Genomic DNA, 11,934 nt, shown 5'->3' with positions numbered 1-11,934 from the left:
TAGGCGCCGGCGCCGCCCTACCAGGCGGCGCCGGCGCGCAGGTCGCCCGGGCGGCGCGCCGTCGGGTGCGAGCTGGACAGCCCGCCATCGACGGCGATCGCCTGCCCGTGGATATAACTGGCCGCGTCGGAGGCGAGGAAGAGGGCGACTTCGGCAATCTCCTCGGGCTCGCCGCCGCGCAGCAGCGGATTGAGCTGTCCGATCTTGTCCAGCTTGCCGGCGGCACGCGCGCGGTCATAGGCGGATTTGGTCATGCCGGTTTCGATCAGGCCCGGGCAGATGGCGTTGATCCGCACGCCCGACCCGGCAAGCTGCTGCGCGGCGGTCTGCACCAGATTGATGACGCCGGCCTTGGACGCGGAATAATGGGCCGGCCCCGCGCCCGAGCGCAGGCCGGCGACCGATGCGGTGCACAGGATGGCGCCGCCGCCCGCGCGCGCGATCGCCGGCGCGCCATGCTTGACCGCCAGGAAGGGGCCGATCAGGTTGATGCGCAGCGTTTCCATCCAGATGTCGGGCGTCGCGTCGAAAAAGCCGCCCGCCGCCTGGCCGCTGATGCCGGCATTGGCATGAAAGATGTCGAGCCGGCCCAGCTGCCGCTCGGCCATGTCGACAAGGGCGGCGATGTCCGCTTCCGACCCGGCGTCGCCGGTCACCGCGATGGCGCTATGGCCCTCATCTTCGATCTGCGCCGCCACGTCGCGCACGGCGTCGCTGCGGTCGAAGGCGATCAGCCTGGCGCCGGCCGCGGCGAAGCGGCGAGCGGTTGCGCGGCCAATGCCGGACGCCGCGCCGGTGACGATCGCGACCTTGCCGGCCAGGGGGAGCGTCATATGGTGATGCCTCCGTCGATCACCACCATCTGCCCCGTCATCCAGGCTGCGGCGGGCGACGCGAGGAACACGGCGGCGCCGGCGATGTCGCGCGGATCGCCCAGCCGGCGCATCGGCGTGCGGGCAGCGGTCGCGTCATGGACCTTTTCATCCTCCCACAGCGCGCGGGCGAAATCGGTCTTCACCACGCCGGGCGCGATCGCATTGACGCGGATGCCATGCCGGCCATTTTCGACGGCATAGTTGCGCACCAGCTGGAAGTCGGCCGCCTTGGAGATATTATAGCCGCCGATCGTGTCCGACCCCTTGAGCCCGCCGATCGAGGAAATGACGACGATGGCGCCGTCCCGTTTCGCGCGCATGTCGGGCAGGGCGAGCTGGACCAGCCAGTGATTGGCGAGGATATTATTGTCCAGGATCTTGCGGAACTGATCATCGCTGATCCCGTCCATCGATCCGTAATAGGGATTGCTGGCGGCATTGCAGACCAGAATGTCGATCGGCCCCAGCTGCGCGCGGGCGGCGGCGAACATCTCCTCCAGCGCCTGTTTGGACGATATGCTGGCGGCGATCGCGATGGCACGCCCCTCGCCATGGCGCGCATTGATGCCGGCGGCGACGTCATCGCACGCATCCTGATTGCGGCTGGAAATCACCACCCTGGCGCCCTGCGCGGCCAGTTCCTCGGCTATGGCGCGGCCAATGCCTCGCGACGAGCCCGTCACCACGGCCACCTTGCCGCTCACGTCGAACAGCGACATGCTTCACTCTCCCTTCGTCAGATGTCAGGCGCCCGCCTGCCGGGCGAAATGCCACGCCTGCTCGGCCAGCGGGCGCACGCGTGTGGCCGCCTTTTCGGCTTCCGCATTGGATGCGTTGCCGTCCAGCACGCGCTTCTTGATGCCTTGCACGATGCCCACCAGGCGGAACAGGCCATAGGCGAAATACCAGTTGAGATCGGGCACGCCGCTGCGCCCGGTGCGGGCGCAATAGCGGTCGGTCATCTCCTGAAGGTCCGGTATGCCGAGCGCCGCCAGATCCACCCCGCCCAGCTGCGCCTGGCGGTCGCCGCGCGGGATCGCCCAATTCATCGCCAGATAGGCGAAGTCCGCCAGCGGATCGCCCAGCGTGGACAATTCCCAGTCGAGCACCGCCCGCACCTGCGGCGCATCGGGCGCGAAGATGAGATTGTCGATGCGATAATCGCCATGGATGATCGATGTCCGCTCCTGCGCCGGCATGGTGCGCGGCAGCCATTCGATCAGCCGCTCGACCTCCTCAATCTCATCGGTCTGGGACGCGCGATATTGCTTGGTCCAGCGCTTGACCTGCCGCTCGAAATAGCTGCCCGGCGCGCCATAGTCGCCCAGGCCCAGGCGATCGGGCGAAAGATTGTGCAGGTCGGCCAGCACATCGACGGTCGCATGATAGATGGCGCGGCGGTCGGATGGGTCCGCATCGGGCAGGATGCCGTCCCAGAAGGTGCGCCCCTCGACCATCTCCATAACGTAGAAGGGCGCGCCGATGATCGCGTCCGTGTCGCACAGGGCATGGGGCCGCGCGACGGGAAAGCCGGTCGGATGCAGGGCGGCGATTACGCGATATTCGCGATCGACGGCGTGAGCGGAGGGCAGTATGGCGCCAAAAGGCTTGCGGCGCAGCACATAGGCGCGCGCGCCGTCAGACAGGCGGTAGGTGGGGTTGGACTGGCCGCCGGGAAATTTGCGCATGTCCTGCAGCACGCCAAATCCCTCGACATGCTGCTGCAGCCAGGTTTCGAGTCGCTGGCGGGACGCGGCGTCATCCGTCTGCTGGCGCGCGCTTTCACTGTCTGTCACGGCTTGCGCAATCCTCTCCCGATGTGATTGCGGATACCATATCTTCAAAAAACAATGGAAAGCAACGCCTAAAGCCATACCAATATTTCAACTGGTGCGGGCAACAAGGATGTTGGCCGGCGCGTGGCGCTCCGGCATAAGGGGTGGATGGCAGAAGAAACAGAATTGGCCGTCCAAGCCAAGCGCAAGCCGCGCAGCCGGCAGAAGTTTGAAATGAAGCGCGAGGAAATCCTCGCCGCGGCGACCGACTTCATCAATGCTCAGGGCGTGAAGGGCACGACGCTGGGCGAGGTGGCAAAGATGGTGGACCTCAACACCACCAGCATCACCTATTATTTCAAGCGCAAGGAGTTTCTGGCCGCCGCCGTGTTCGAACGGAGCATGGAGCGGCTGCACGACATGGTGCGCGCGTCGGGGGCGCAGCCCGACCCGCGGTCGCGGGTGCGCCACTTCGTCGACCAGCATGTCGCCCTGCGCGCCGATGTCATCCGCGGCCGCGGCAAGGCGCTGGCCAGCCTGTCGGACCTGCGCACGCTGGAGGATAATATCCGTCTGCCGCTGGAGCGCCGCTTCCAGGAGATTTTCCGCGACGTCAGAGCCTTTTTCGAGGCGCCGGCCGAGCCCGCGTCCAAGACGGTGATGACGGGGCGCGCACACATGCTGCTGGAAACCATTTTCTGGCTACCGGTGTGGATCAGCCATTATCCGCTGGACGAGTTCGATCGCGTATCGCGCCGCCTGTTCGACATATTGGACCATGGCATCGCCCGGTCCGACGCCGTCTGGGCGCCCGTGCTGCTCACCGGCCCGGAGGATGACGCGGTCGCGGCGCAGGAGGGCAGCGCCGAAAATTTCCTGCGCGTCGCCACGCGCCTGATCAACGAGATGGGCTATCGCGGGGCTTCGGTGCTGCGCATCGTCGAGGAGCTGAAGGTCACCAAGGGCAGCTTCTATCATCATCTCGACGCCAAGGATGATCTGGTGCTGGAATGTTTTCGGCGCAGCTACGGCCGCATCGCCCAGGTGCAGGCGCAGGCGCGGCAGCTGGGCGGCAATGAATGGCAACGGCTTTCCAGCGTCATCGCCTCGCTGCTCGATATCCAGTTCGACGCGCAATGGCCGCTGACGCGCACATCCGCGCTGCAGGCGTTGCCGCTCAACCTGCGCGGCGAGGCGGTGGAGCGTTCGGATCGCAGCGCCGTGCGCTTTGCCGGCAATCTGATCGAGGGAGCGGCCGAAGGCAGCATCCGGCTGGTCGATCCGATGATCGCCAGCCAGATGATCATCGCGACGCTCAATTCCGCCTTCGACCTGCGACGCTGGGCGTCGCGGCTGAACCGTTCGGAGGCGATCGGCCTGTATGCATCCACGGTGCTGGGCGGGCTGTTCGATTCGGATCTGGCGATGCAATGGGCCGCCGTGCCGCTCGACCGGCAGGAACTTAGCGCCTGAGGTATGTCGTAACTATTTGATAGAAATATAGAACTGTCTAAATTCCTATATGTGGTTGAAACTTGCGTCGCGCCGCTCCATGACAGGGGGAGAGAGGAGCGCGATGCGATATGAGCCAAGCGGACGCGTTGCAGCGACTGGTCGGGTGCAGCTATGGCTCGCCTGCCCTGCGCGTCGACCAGCAACTGGTGGATGCCTTCGCGCAACTGACAGGCGACCATCAATATATTCATGTCGATCCTGAACGCGCGGCGCTGACGCCCTTCGGCGGCACCATCGCGCATGGCTTCCTGCTCCTGTCGCTGCTGCCGCAATTGCATGCGCAGTCCGACCGACCGGCGCTGCCGACGCTGGCGATGGCGGTCAATTACGGGTTCGACCGGGTTCGCTTCGTCACGCCCGTTCGCGTGGGCAGCGCGGTGCGCGCGCGCTTTTCCGTCGCGTCGCTCACCGAAAAACGTCCCGGCGAATGGCAGCAGGAACTGGACGTGACCTTGCTGCTGGAGGCGCAGGAGCGGCCGGCGCTGGTCGCGCGCTGGCTAAGCCTGATGGTCTTGCCCCGCGAGGCGACGACGTGACGCGCGCGCCGGCGTTAGTCCGGCGTCGGTGGCCGGCGCATCCGCATCAGGCTTTCCTGCGCGACGCTGGCGACCAGCCGGCCCTGCGCGGTGAAAAAATGCCCATGGCTAAGGCCCCGCGCATGGCCGGCCCAGGGACTGTCGGTTTCGAACAGCAGCCAATCGTCCATGTCGGGCGTGTCGTGGAACCAGATGGCATGATCGAGGCTGGCGGTCTGGACGCCCCGGCTGAACGGGCGAATGCCGTGCGGCAACATGGCGGTGCGCAGCAGCATCATGTCGGATGCGTAGGCCAGCAGGGCGCGCTGCACCGCCGGATCCGCGCCCGCCGGATGGCGCAGGCGCATCCACCAGGCCGATCGCGGCGATTGCGGTTCGGCGCCGAACAGCGCGTCGGGATCAAGCGGCACGATCTCGATCGGCCGGCCGTCCAGACGATCGGCGAAATGGCGGCCGCGCTCGTCAGTGCGGGTGCGCCACTGGCGCAGGCGGTCGGCGGACTGCTGCGGCGTCAGATGCGTGCGCATGTCGACCTGATGAACATGCCCGTCCTCGGCGCCATGGAAGCTGACCTGGACGACCAGAATGGGCTGGCCGTCCTGCGTGGCGATCACCTGACGATTGGCGAAGCTGCGCCCCAGAAAATGCTCGGTCACTTGATAGTCCACCGCCTTGCCGACATCGCCCGCGCGCAGGAAGGACGCGTGGAGGCTATGGGCGAGCCGCCCTTGCCCTTCGGCTTGAGCCGCGGCCATCAGCGCCTGCGCGATCGCCTGCCCGCCGAAGATGCGCCCGGCGGGCCCATCCAGCCCTTCGCCGCGCGCGGCAAGCGGCGCCGTCGGCACGGGATCAACCAGGCGGCGAATGTCCTGCGACCATATCAGGGATATATCCTGTCTCATGCAGACCATATCGTCGGATCAGGATGATGCGTCAAATAGATTTCCAGAAAAATCCGAATAATGTTTTGCCAGATATTCTAAACTTCCGAGATATTGGTGGAGTTATCTCTGACGACACTAATTTGTATGTTGGCCGGGGATCGGTCTTCAGGTCGGGTCGCTTGTCTGATCTGGTCGAGAATGACCTCAGACTATTGGATGAACTTGGCATTATTTCTATCTTCGACCTTCGCGCTCGACGGGAGCGGGAAGCGGATCCAACCATCTGGCAGGGACATGGGGTCGAAACCCATGTGTTTCGGCCCGGCCACAAGCGCCGGCTGGTCGACATGGCGCAGGATTATCCCGCCACGCCGGCCGGGGCGGAAGCGCTGATGCGGGACTTCTATGCCGACCTGCCGCGCACCATGGCGCATGTCTTTGGCGAGCTGTTGGTGCGCATCAGCCAGGGGGCCTTTCCCTGCATCATCCATTGTTCGGCCGGCAAGGATCGCACCGGCATGGCCGTGGCGTTGCTGCTGGCGGCGCTGGGATGCGGCCGCGAGGTCATTGTGGCGGATTATGTCGCCTCCGCCCACGCCCGCAGGATCGAGGGCGCGATGGTGCGCAGCGTGGTGCGCGACGAATCCGTCGCGCGGTTCCGCACCCGCTATCCCGCCGACGCGCTGGCGGTGATGACCGACGCGCGGTCGGACTTCATCCTGTCGGCGCTGGATGCGATCGATCGCGACTGGGGCGGAATGGCGCCCTATCTGGACAGCATCGGCGTGACCGCGCCAGTGATCGCGCGGCTGCGAGCGAACTTGCTGGAAAACAGGGAAGGGGAGAGACTATGAAGGCATTATTGTCGCAAGCTGCAGGCGGGCCGGAGACGCTGGTGCTGGCGGACCGGCCGGTGCCGACCGCCGGTCGGGGCGAATTGCTCGTCAAGGTGCTGGTCTGCGCGATCAACTATCCCGACGTGCTGATCATCGAGGATAAATATCAGTTCAAGCCCGAGCGCCCGTTCGCGCCGGGGAGCGAAATCTGCGCCGAAGTTGCTGCGGTCGGCGAGGGTGTCGAGGGGTGGGCGCCCGGTGATCGGCTGATCGCGGTGACGGGCCATGGCGGCCTGTCGGACTATATGCTGCTGCCCGCCGCCAAGGCGTTCGCCCTGCCGCACGGACGCGATCCGATGGAGGGGGCGGCGCTGCTGATGACCTATGCCACGACCATCCATGCGCTGGTCGATCGCGGCGCGCTGGCGGCGGGGGAGACGTTGCTGGTGCTGGGCGCGGCAGGGGGCGTCGGCCTGGCCGCGATCGAGATCGGCAAGGCGATGGGCGCGCGCGTCGTGGCCGCCGTGTCGTCGGAGGAGAAGGCGCAGGCGGCGCGCGACGCGGGCGCGGACGATGTGCTGATCTACGGCCGCGCGCCGTTCGACAAGGCGCAGTCGAAGGCGCTGGCGCAGGCGTTCAAGGATAAGGTGGGGCCTGACGGCGCGCATATGATCTATGATCCGGTGGGGGGCGACTATTGCGATCCCGCGCTGCGCGCCATCGCCTGGGAAGGGCGCTATCTGGTGGTCGGCTTTCCCGCGGGCATCCCGCATCTCCCTCTCAACCTGACCTTGCTCAAGAGCTGCGACGTGCGCGGCGTGTTCTGGGGCGGGTTCGCCGCCCGCTATCCCGATCGCAACCGCGCCCATGTCGCGCAGCTTTTCCGCTGGTGGGAGGATGGCAAGATCCGGCCGCGCATCGATCGCAGCTGGCCGCTGGAACGGGCCGGTGAGGCGATCGCCTGGCTTTCCGACCGCAAGGCGGTGGGCAAGGTAGTGGTGGACTTGCGCCCAGGCGCCTGATTGCATGCGCCGCGCCTTATGCTAGGCAAGGGCGCTATGGCAGTGGCGAAGGAGAAGGGCCGTACCCGGCTGAGCGCAGCCGAGCGCAAGCGGCAGATGGTCGATGCGGCCGATCACATCGTCAACCGTGACCGGTCCGCCGATCTGTCCATGCGGGAAGTCGCCGACAAAGCGGGCGCCAGCCGGGCGCTGGCCTATGCCTATTTTCCCGACCGGATCGGTCTGCTCGATGCACTGTTGGAAAGGCAGGTGGACCTGCTGGCAGACGCCGGGATCATGGCGGCGGCGGCGCGGGGCTCCGTGACCGAACGCGCCTGCGCGGTGGCGGCCATCTACCTGCGCCATGTCGCGGCGCATGGCGAGGCACTGGCGCTGGTGCTGCGCGACGCCGCTGTGGCGCGACAGCTGGACGGCGCAGCGTCGCGCCTGCGCGGGCGCGTGTATCGCGCGCTGGGCCGAAGCGTGCGGGAGGCGCTGAAGATGCCCGGCGCGGAAGCGATGGCGCTGATCCACATGCTGGTGGTCATTCCCGAGGAAGCGGCGCGGCAGGTGCGGATGGGCATATTGACCGTCGGGCAGGCGCAGGCGCTCAGCGACCGGCTGATGGCGGCGGCGATCGCTGCGCAGGCGCCGCGCTAGGCGGAGTCGCCGCCGCGCCACCCGCATTGCTGCGCATGCCGGCCAGCACGATCGACAGGCAAAGGCGCATGGCGATGTCATGCTCTATTCGTCCGTCCGCCAGCAGCGATCCGCCGCGCCGCACGATCGCGGACAATATCGCATTGGCGCCCTCGGCCTCCGCCGCCGACATGCCATAGCGCGCCTGCATCGACGCCAGCACGGGCGCGCGCGCCTGGCGCCGCAGCTCCTCGCGTTCCGCGCGCAATATCTGCTTGATCTCCGGCATGCGCAGCAGGGCCTGCAACAGCGATCCGCGTCGTTCCGATTCCTCAAGATAGAAGATGGTCGAAAGCACGACCGATGTGACGGCATCGTCTCCCCGCGAAATCACGTCGCGGCGGGTCTGTTCGATCGCCGCCAGTTCGCGGCGCGCCAGCGCCACCAACAGGTCGATCCGCCGTCCGAAACAATTATGCGCCTGCGCCTCTGAAATGCCGACGGCGCGGGCGACCCGGTTGAGGCTGATGTCCTGCACGCCTTCCGCCGTCGCGATGACGCTTGCGGCATCCAGCAATTGTTCCCGCCGCTCGTCCGGGTTGAGCCGGGTGCGGGTGCGCCGGGACTGGCGCGGGATGCGCAACTGGATTGTTTCCCCCGCGTCGGACGGGGCCGGCGGCAATTCTGGGCGCAGGGCGGTGCGATCGGCGTGGGGAAGATGCCAGTAGGTCCGCGCCGGGCGGGGAATGGCGAGTCGGTCGCACAGTTTCGCCAGACCGTTGGCGGTCATCCCCAGTTCGGCCGCGATCGGGCCCAGCGGCGCGCGCCAGACGCGATCCATCAGTTGGCGGCGGGTGAGGCACGATGGCGGGGCGGCGGGCATCGGTCCCTTGTGTCGCAAGGCTTTCAAAGGCGCAAGATCAGCCTTGCGCACCGGTTGAATGCATTATTGGTATGTCATCCAACCTCGATAAAGCGGGTAAAACCACATATCTGTTGAATAGAAGGTATGTTTTGTGCAGGAAGGGGGAAACGGCGCCGGCGTGTCCACGGCAAACCAACGGGAGAGGATGATGGCGCTCAGCACGGCCTTCACGCGGATGTTCGGGATCGAGCATCCCATCGCCATGGGCGGCATGCAGTGGGTCGGCCGGGCACCGCTGGTCGCCGCGGTCGCCAATGCCGGCGCGCTGGGATTTCTGACCGCGCTGACGCAGCCATCGCCGGAGGAACTGGTCCGGGAGATCGGCCGGGTCCGCGACCGCACTGACAAGCCTTTCGGCGTCAATCTGACGATCCTCCCCACCATGCGCCCGCCGCCCTATGCGGAATATCGGCGCGCGATCATCGAATCGGGCGTGACCATCGTGGAAACGGCGGGTCATCGGCCGCAGGAGCATGTCGAGGATTTCAAGCAGGCTGGCGTCCGCGTCATCCACAAATGCACCGCCGTGCGCCATGCGCTGGCGGCCGAACGCATGGGCGTGGACGTGATTTCGATCGACGGCTTCGAATGCGCCGGCCATCCGGGCGAGGATGATGTGCCGGGCCTGATCCTGATCCCGGCGGCCGCGGACAGGCTGACAATCCCGATCATCGCGAGCGGCGGCTTTGCCGATGGGCGCGGCCTGGTCGCGGCGCTCGCGCTGGGGGCGGAAGGCATCAATATGGGGACGCGCTTTCTGGCGACGCGCGAATGCGCGATCCACGACAATGTGAAGCAGAAGATATTGGCCAGTGACGAACGCGACACCAACCTCATCTTCCGCAATCTGCGCAACACGGCGCGGGTCGGCAGGAACGTCGTGTCGGACGCGGTGGTGGAGATATTGTCCCGACCGGAGGCGCGGTTCGAGGATGTCGCGCATCTGGTGGCGGGCCAGAAGGGCAAGGCGGTGATGGAGGACGGCGACCTGTCTGCGGGTCTTTATTGGGCGGGGCAGGCGCAGGGGCTGATCCACGATATTCCCGCTGTCGCCGATCTGGTAGGCCGGATCGTGCGTGAGGCGCGGGACATAATGCGCGGGCGGCTCGATGGGCTGTTCGCCGACGCGGCGGAGGTAGCGGCATGACCGCAGCATTCGCGACGTCGATCGAGCGGGACGCGCAGGGCGCGCTATGGGGACCATGGCGTGCGCCGCGGCAGATGCTGGACGCGCAAAGCTATGACGGGCACGCGTCGATCCATGATGACGACACGGCCCGCAAGCTGGGGTTCCGGGGCGGGACGATCGAGGGGCCGACTCATTTCAGCCAGTTCGATCCGCTCGCCTATGCGCTGTGGGGCGAGGCGTGGTTCGCCATGGGCTGCATTTCCGCCCATTATCGCAGCCCCGTGTTCGAAGGGGAGGAGGTGCGCGCGTCGGTGTTGCCGAATGGCGCGGATTTCGCGCAAATCCGCATGGAAAAGCGGGACGGAACCGAAGTGCTGACCGGCACGGCCGCGATCGGCCCTGACGCGCCCGAAAGCGCGCTGACCGCGCGGATGCGAACGCTCGCGCCGCTGGCGCAGCCCGTCATCCTGAAGGATGTGCAGCTGGGCATGCGGACCGGGCGCATGCCCGTTTCGATGGCGCCGGACCAGCCGATGGGCGATCTTTACCCCTTCAGCCTGGCCGACAAGCTGCGCCGCATTACGGAGTCTTCGCCCCGCTATGCCGACATCGTGCCGCTGGAAATGGTGAGCGTGCTGCTCAACCATGTGGCGCGCGAACAGCCTTTCCCCGCGCGCGGCCCATGCGTCGGGCTGTTTGCGGACCAGGAAATTCGCCTGATCGACGGGCCAATCCGGGTCGGCGCGCCCTATGAGCTGGACCGGGAAGTGGTGGCGCTGAGCGGCAGCCGCAAGACCGAGAGCATGTGGGTGCGCACGCGGCTGTTTCACCCCGGCGGCGACCGGCCGATCGCGACCATGCTGCTCAACACCGCCAGCCTCAAGGCGTCCTACGCCTCCTATGCGGCGGATCATGAAAGCCTTTATGAAAGCGCCCCCCATGCCTGAATTTCAGACGCTCGATTATCGGGTCGATGGCGGCATCGCCATCGCCACCTTCTCCCGCCCGGACAAGATGAACACGTTCGGCCTGGCGATGATGCAGGATCTGCTCGAGCTGTTCGACCTGACCGATGGCGACGATGCAGTCCGCGCGGTGATCCTGACCGGATCGGGCCGCGCCTTCTGCGCCGGCGCGGATCTGGGCCAAGGGGGCGAGACGTTCCATTACAAGCCGGGCGGTCGGCCCGGCGACATTGACGTGGACGGCGTGCGGCGGGATGGCGGCGGGCGCGTGACGCTGCGTATATTCCGCAGCCTCAAGCCCGTGATCGCGGCCGTCAACGGCGCGGCGGTGGGAATCGGGGCCACCATGCAATTGCCGATGGACGCGCGGATCGCATCCACCGACGCGCGCTTCGGCTTCGTCTTCAGCCGCCGGGGCATCACGCCCGAAGCCTGCTCCAGCTGGTTCCTGCCCAAGTTGGTGGGCGTGCCAAAAGCGCTGGAATGGTTGTATAGCGGCCGCGTCTTCCACGCCGAGGAAGCGCTGGCCGCTGGCTTGGTCCAGGCGGTGCATCCGCCCGAAGCCTTGCTGGACGCGGCCTTCGTCCATGCGCGGATGATGACGGAATATTCCTCGCCCGTGTCGGTCGCGCTCAGCCGGCAGCTGGTCTGGCAAAATCTGGGAGCGCCCCATCCCATGGACGCGCACCGGATCGACAGCCGGGCGTTGCAGGCGCGCGGGCGCAGCGCCGATGTGAAGGAAGGCATTGGCGCTTTCCTGGAAAAGCGGCCCGCCCGCTTCCCCGACCGGGTGTCGCGCGACATGCCCGACTTCTTCCCTTGGGCGGACGAGCCGCCTTTCGCCTGATCGTCGC

General features: G+C 66.6%; 13 protein-coding genes. 8 read left to right on the top strand and 5 right to left on the bottom strand.

All coding sequences use genetic code 11. From position 1 onward, the window contains the following. Window positions 1–17 precede the first annotated feature (17 nt). Genes ACGGKE_RS15925 through ACGGKE_RS15915 form a run of 3 tightly spaced genes read right to left on the bottom strand, consistent with a single transcriptional unit; the run spans window position 18 to window position 2,671 of the window. Window positions 18–833 carry an SDR family NAD(P)-dependent oxidoreductase gene (locus ACGGKE_RS15925; protein WP_394442968.1) on the bottom strand — a complete coding sequence of 272 codons (816 nt, stop codon included), beginning with the start codon at window positions 831–833 and terminating at the stop codon, window positions 18–20. Then, entirely contained in the window at window positions 830–1,594 is a 765-nt protein-coding gene (locus ACGGKE_RS15920) for an SDR family NAD(P)-dependent oxidoreductase (RefSeq protein ID WP_394442966.1), read from the bottom strand. Before ACGGKE_RS15920 ends, ACGGKE_RS15925 begins: the two co-directional genes overlap by 4 nt. A gap of 24 nt (window positions 1,595–1,618) precedes the next feature. Then, a complete protein-coding gene (locus ACGGKE_RS15915; RefSeq protein WP_394442964.1) occupies window positions 1,619–2,671 on the bottom strand; it encodes a phosphotransferase family protein in 1,053 nt (350 codons plus the stop codon). 147 nt (window positions 2,672–2,818) lie between these two features. On the opposite strand from ACGGKE_RS15915, the gene ACGGKE_RS15910 reads away from it, so the two are divergent. Beyond that, a complete protein-coding gene (locus ACGGKE_RS15910) occupies window positions 2,819–4,123 on the top strand; it encodes a TetR/AcrR family transcriptional regulator (RefSeq protein ID WP_394442962.1) in 1,305 nt (434 codons plus the stop codon). 110 nt (window positions 4,124–4,233) lie between these two features. Continuing rightward, window positions 4,234–4,701 (top strand): MaoC family dehydratase, encoded by a 468-nt coding sequence (locus tag ACGGKE_RS15905; protein ID WP_394442960.1) that lies wholly within the window; start codon window positions 4,234–4,236, stop codon window positions 4,699–4,701. A 14-nt stretch (window positions 4,702–4,715) separates the two neighbouring features. Here ACGGKE_RS15905 and ACGGKE_RS15900 read toward each other — a convergent pair whose 3' ends face one another. Beyond that, complete coding sequence (locus ACGGKE_RS15900; RefSeq protein ID WP_394442958.1) at window positions 4,716–5,603, bottom strand: acyl-CoA thioesterase; 888 nt, start codon at window positions 5,601–5,603, stop codon at window positions 4,716–4,718. A 23-nt stretch (window positions 5,604–5,626) separates the two neighbouring features. On the opposite strand from ACGGKE_RS15900, the gene ACGGKE_RS15895 reads away from it, so the two are divergent. The 3 genes from ACGGKE_RS15895 to ACGGKE_RS15885 are packed head-to-tail and all read left to right on the top strand — an operon-like array spanning window position 5,627 to window position 8,082. Beyond that, window positions 5,627–6,439: a tyrosine-protein phosphatase gene (locus ACGGKE_RS15895; protein ID WP_394442956.1), complete on the top strand. Its 813-nt coding sequence runs from the start codon at window positions 5,627–5,629 to the stop codon at window positions 6,437–6,439. Further along, complete coding sequence (locus ACGGKE_RS15890; protein WP_394442953.1) at window positions 6,436–7,443, top strand: NADPH:quinone oxidoreductase family protein; 1,008 nt, start codon at window positions 6,436–6,438, stop codon at window positions 7,441–7,443. Before ACGGKE_RS15895 ends, ACGGKE_RS15890 begins: the two co-directional genes overlap by 4 nt. A gap of 36 nt (window positions 7,444–7,479) precedes the next feature. Then, on the top strand, window positions 7,480–8,082 hold the full coding sequence (locus tag ACGGKE_RS15885; protein ID WP_394442951.1) for a TetR/AcrR family transcriptional regulator: 603 nt from the start codon (window positions 7,480–7,482) through the stop codon (window positions 8,080–8,082). Here ACGGKE_RS15885 and ACGGKE_RS15880 read toward each other — a convergent pair. Beyond that, window positions 8,033–8,902 carry a TetR/AcrR family transcriptional regulator gene (locus ACGGKE_RS15880; protein ID WP_394442949.1) on the bottom strand — a complete coding sequence of 290 codons (870 nt, stop codon included), beginning with the start codon at window positions 8,900–8,902 and terminating at the stop codon, window positions 8,033–8,035. The genes ACGGKE_RS15885 and ACGGKE_RS15880 overlap by 50 nt on opposite strands. 232 nt (window positions 8,903–9,134) lie before the next feature. Between ACGGKE_RS15880 and ACGGKE_RS15875 the strand changes: the two genes are divergently transcribed. The 3 genes from ACGGKE_RS15875 to ACGGKE_RS15865 are packed head-to-tail and all read left to right on the top strand — an operon-like array spanning window position 9,135 to window position 11,927. After that, entirely contained in the window at window positions 9,135–10,133 is a 999-nt protein-coding gene (locus tag ACGGKE_RS15875) for an NAD(P)H-dependent flavin oxidoreductase (RefSeq protein WP_394443132.1), read from the top strand. Further along, window positions 10,130–11,062 carry a hypothetical protein gene (locus ACGGKE_RS15870; protein WP_394442946.1) on the top strand — a complete coding sequence of 311 codons (933 nt, stop codon included), beginning with the start codon at window positions 10,130–10,132 and terminating at the stop codon, window positions 11,060–11,062. The genes ACGGKE_RS15875 and ACGGKE_RS15870 overlap by 4 nt, the downstream gene beginning before the upstream one ends. Then, window positions 11,055–11,927: a crotonase/enoyl-CoA hydratase family protein gene (locus ACGGKE_RS15865; protein ID WP_394442944.1), complete on the top strand. Its 873-nt coding sequence runs from the start codon at window positions 11,055–11,057 to the stop codon at window positions 11,925–11,927. Before ACGGKE_RS15870 ends, ACGGKE_RS15865 begins: the two co-directional genes overlap by 8 nt. Window positions 11,928–11,934: the final 7 nt, after the last annotated feature.

It is taken from the genome of Sphingobium naphthae (assembly GCF_043589935.1).
In the GTDB taxonomy this organism is placed as follows: Bacteria; Pseudomonadota; Alphaproteobacteria; order Sphingomonadales; family Sphingomonadaceae; genus Sphingobium; species Sphingobium naphthae_A.
This window is presented reverse-complemented; position numbering and strand designations above follow the sequence as displayed.

What these genes read in the sequence shown, in the direction of transcription:
- ACGGKE_RS15890 (WP_394442953.1), top strand. Translation starts at nt 6,436, where the DNA reads ATGAAGGCATTATTGTCGCAAGCTGCAGGCGGGCCGGAGACGCTGGTG.
- ACGGKE_RS15885 (WP_394442951.1), top strand. Translation starts at nt 7,480, where the DNA reads ATGGCAGTGGCGAAGGAGAAGGGCCGTACCCGGCTGAGCGCAGCCGAG.
- ACGGKE_RS15905 (WP_394442960.1), top strand. Translation starts at nt 4,234, where the DNA reads ATGAGCCAAGCGGACGCGTTGCAGCGACTGGTCGGGTGCAGCTATGGC.
- ACGGKE_RS15875 (WP_394443132.1), top strand. Translation starts at nt 9,135, where the DNA reads ATGGCGCTCAGCACGGCCTTCACGCGGATGTTCGGGATCGAGCATCCC.
- ACGGKE_RS15895 (WP_394442956.1), top strand. Translation starts at nt 5,627, where the DNA reads ATGATGCGTCAAATAGATTTCCAGAAAAATCCGAATAATGTTTTGCCA.
- ACGGKE_RS15865 (WP_394442944.1), top strand. Translation starts at nt 11,055, where the DNA reads ATGCCTGAATTTCAGACGCTCGATTATCGGGTCGATGGCGGCATCGCC.
- ACGGKE_RS15880 (WP_394442949.1), bottom strand. Translation starts at nt 8,902, where the DNA reads ATGGATCGCGTCTGGCGCGCGCCGCTGGGCCCGATCGCGGCCGAACTG.
- ACGGKE_RS15920 (WP_394442966.1), bottom strand. Translation starts at nt 1,594, where the DNA reads ATGTCGCTGTTCGACGTGAGCGGCAAGGTGGCCGTGGTGACGGGCTCG.
- ACGGKE_RS15910 (WP_394442962.1), top strand. Translation starts at nt 2,819, where the DNA reads ATGGCAGAAGAAACAGAATTGGCCGTCCAAGCCAAGCGCAAGCCGCGC.
- ACGGKE_RS15870 (WP_394442946.1), top strand. Translation starts at nt 10,130, where the DNA reads ATGACCGCAGCATTCGCGACGTCGATCGAGCGGGACGCGCAGGGCGCG.
- ACGGKE_RS15925 (WP_394442968.1), bottom strand. Translation starts at nt 833, where the DNA reads ATGACGCTCCCCCTGGCCGGCAAGGTCGCGATCGTCACCGGCGCGGCG.
- ACGGKE_RS15900 (WP_394442958.1), bottom strand. Translation starts at nt 5,603, where the DNA reads ATGAGACAGGATATATCCCTGATATGGTCGCAGGACATTCGCCGCCTG.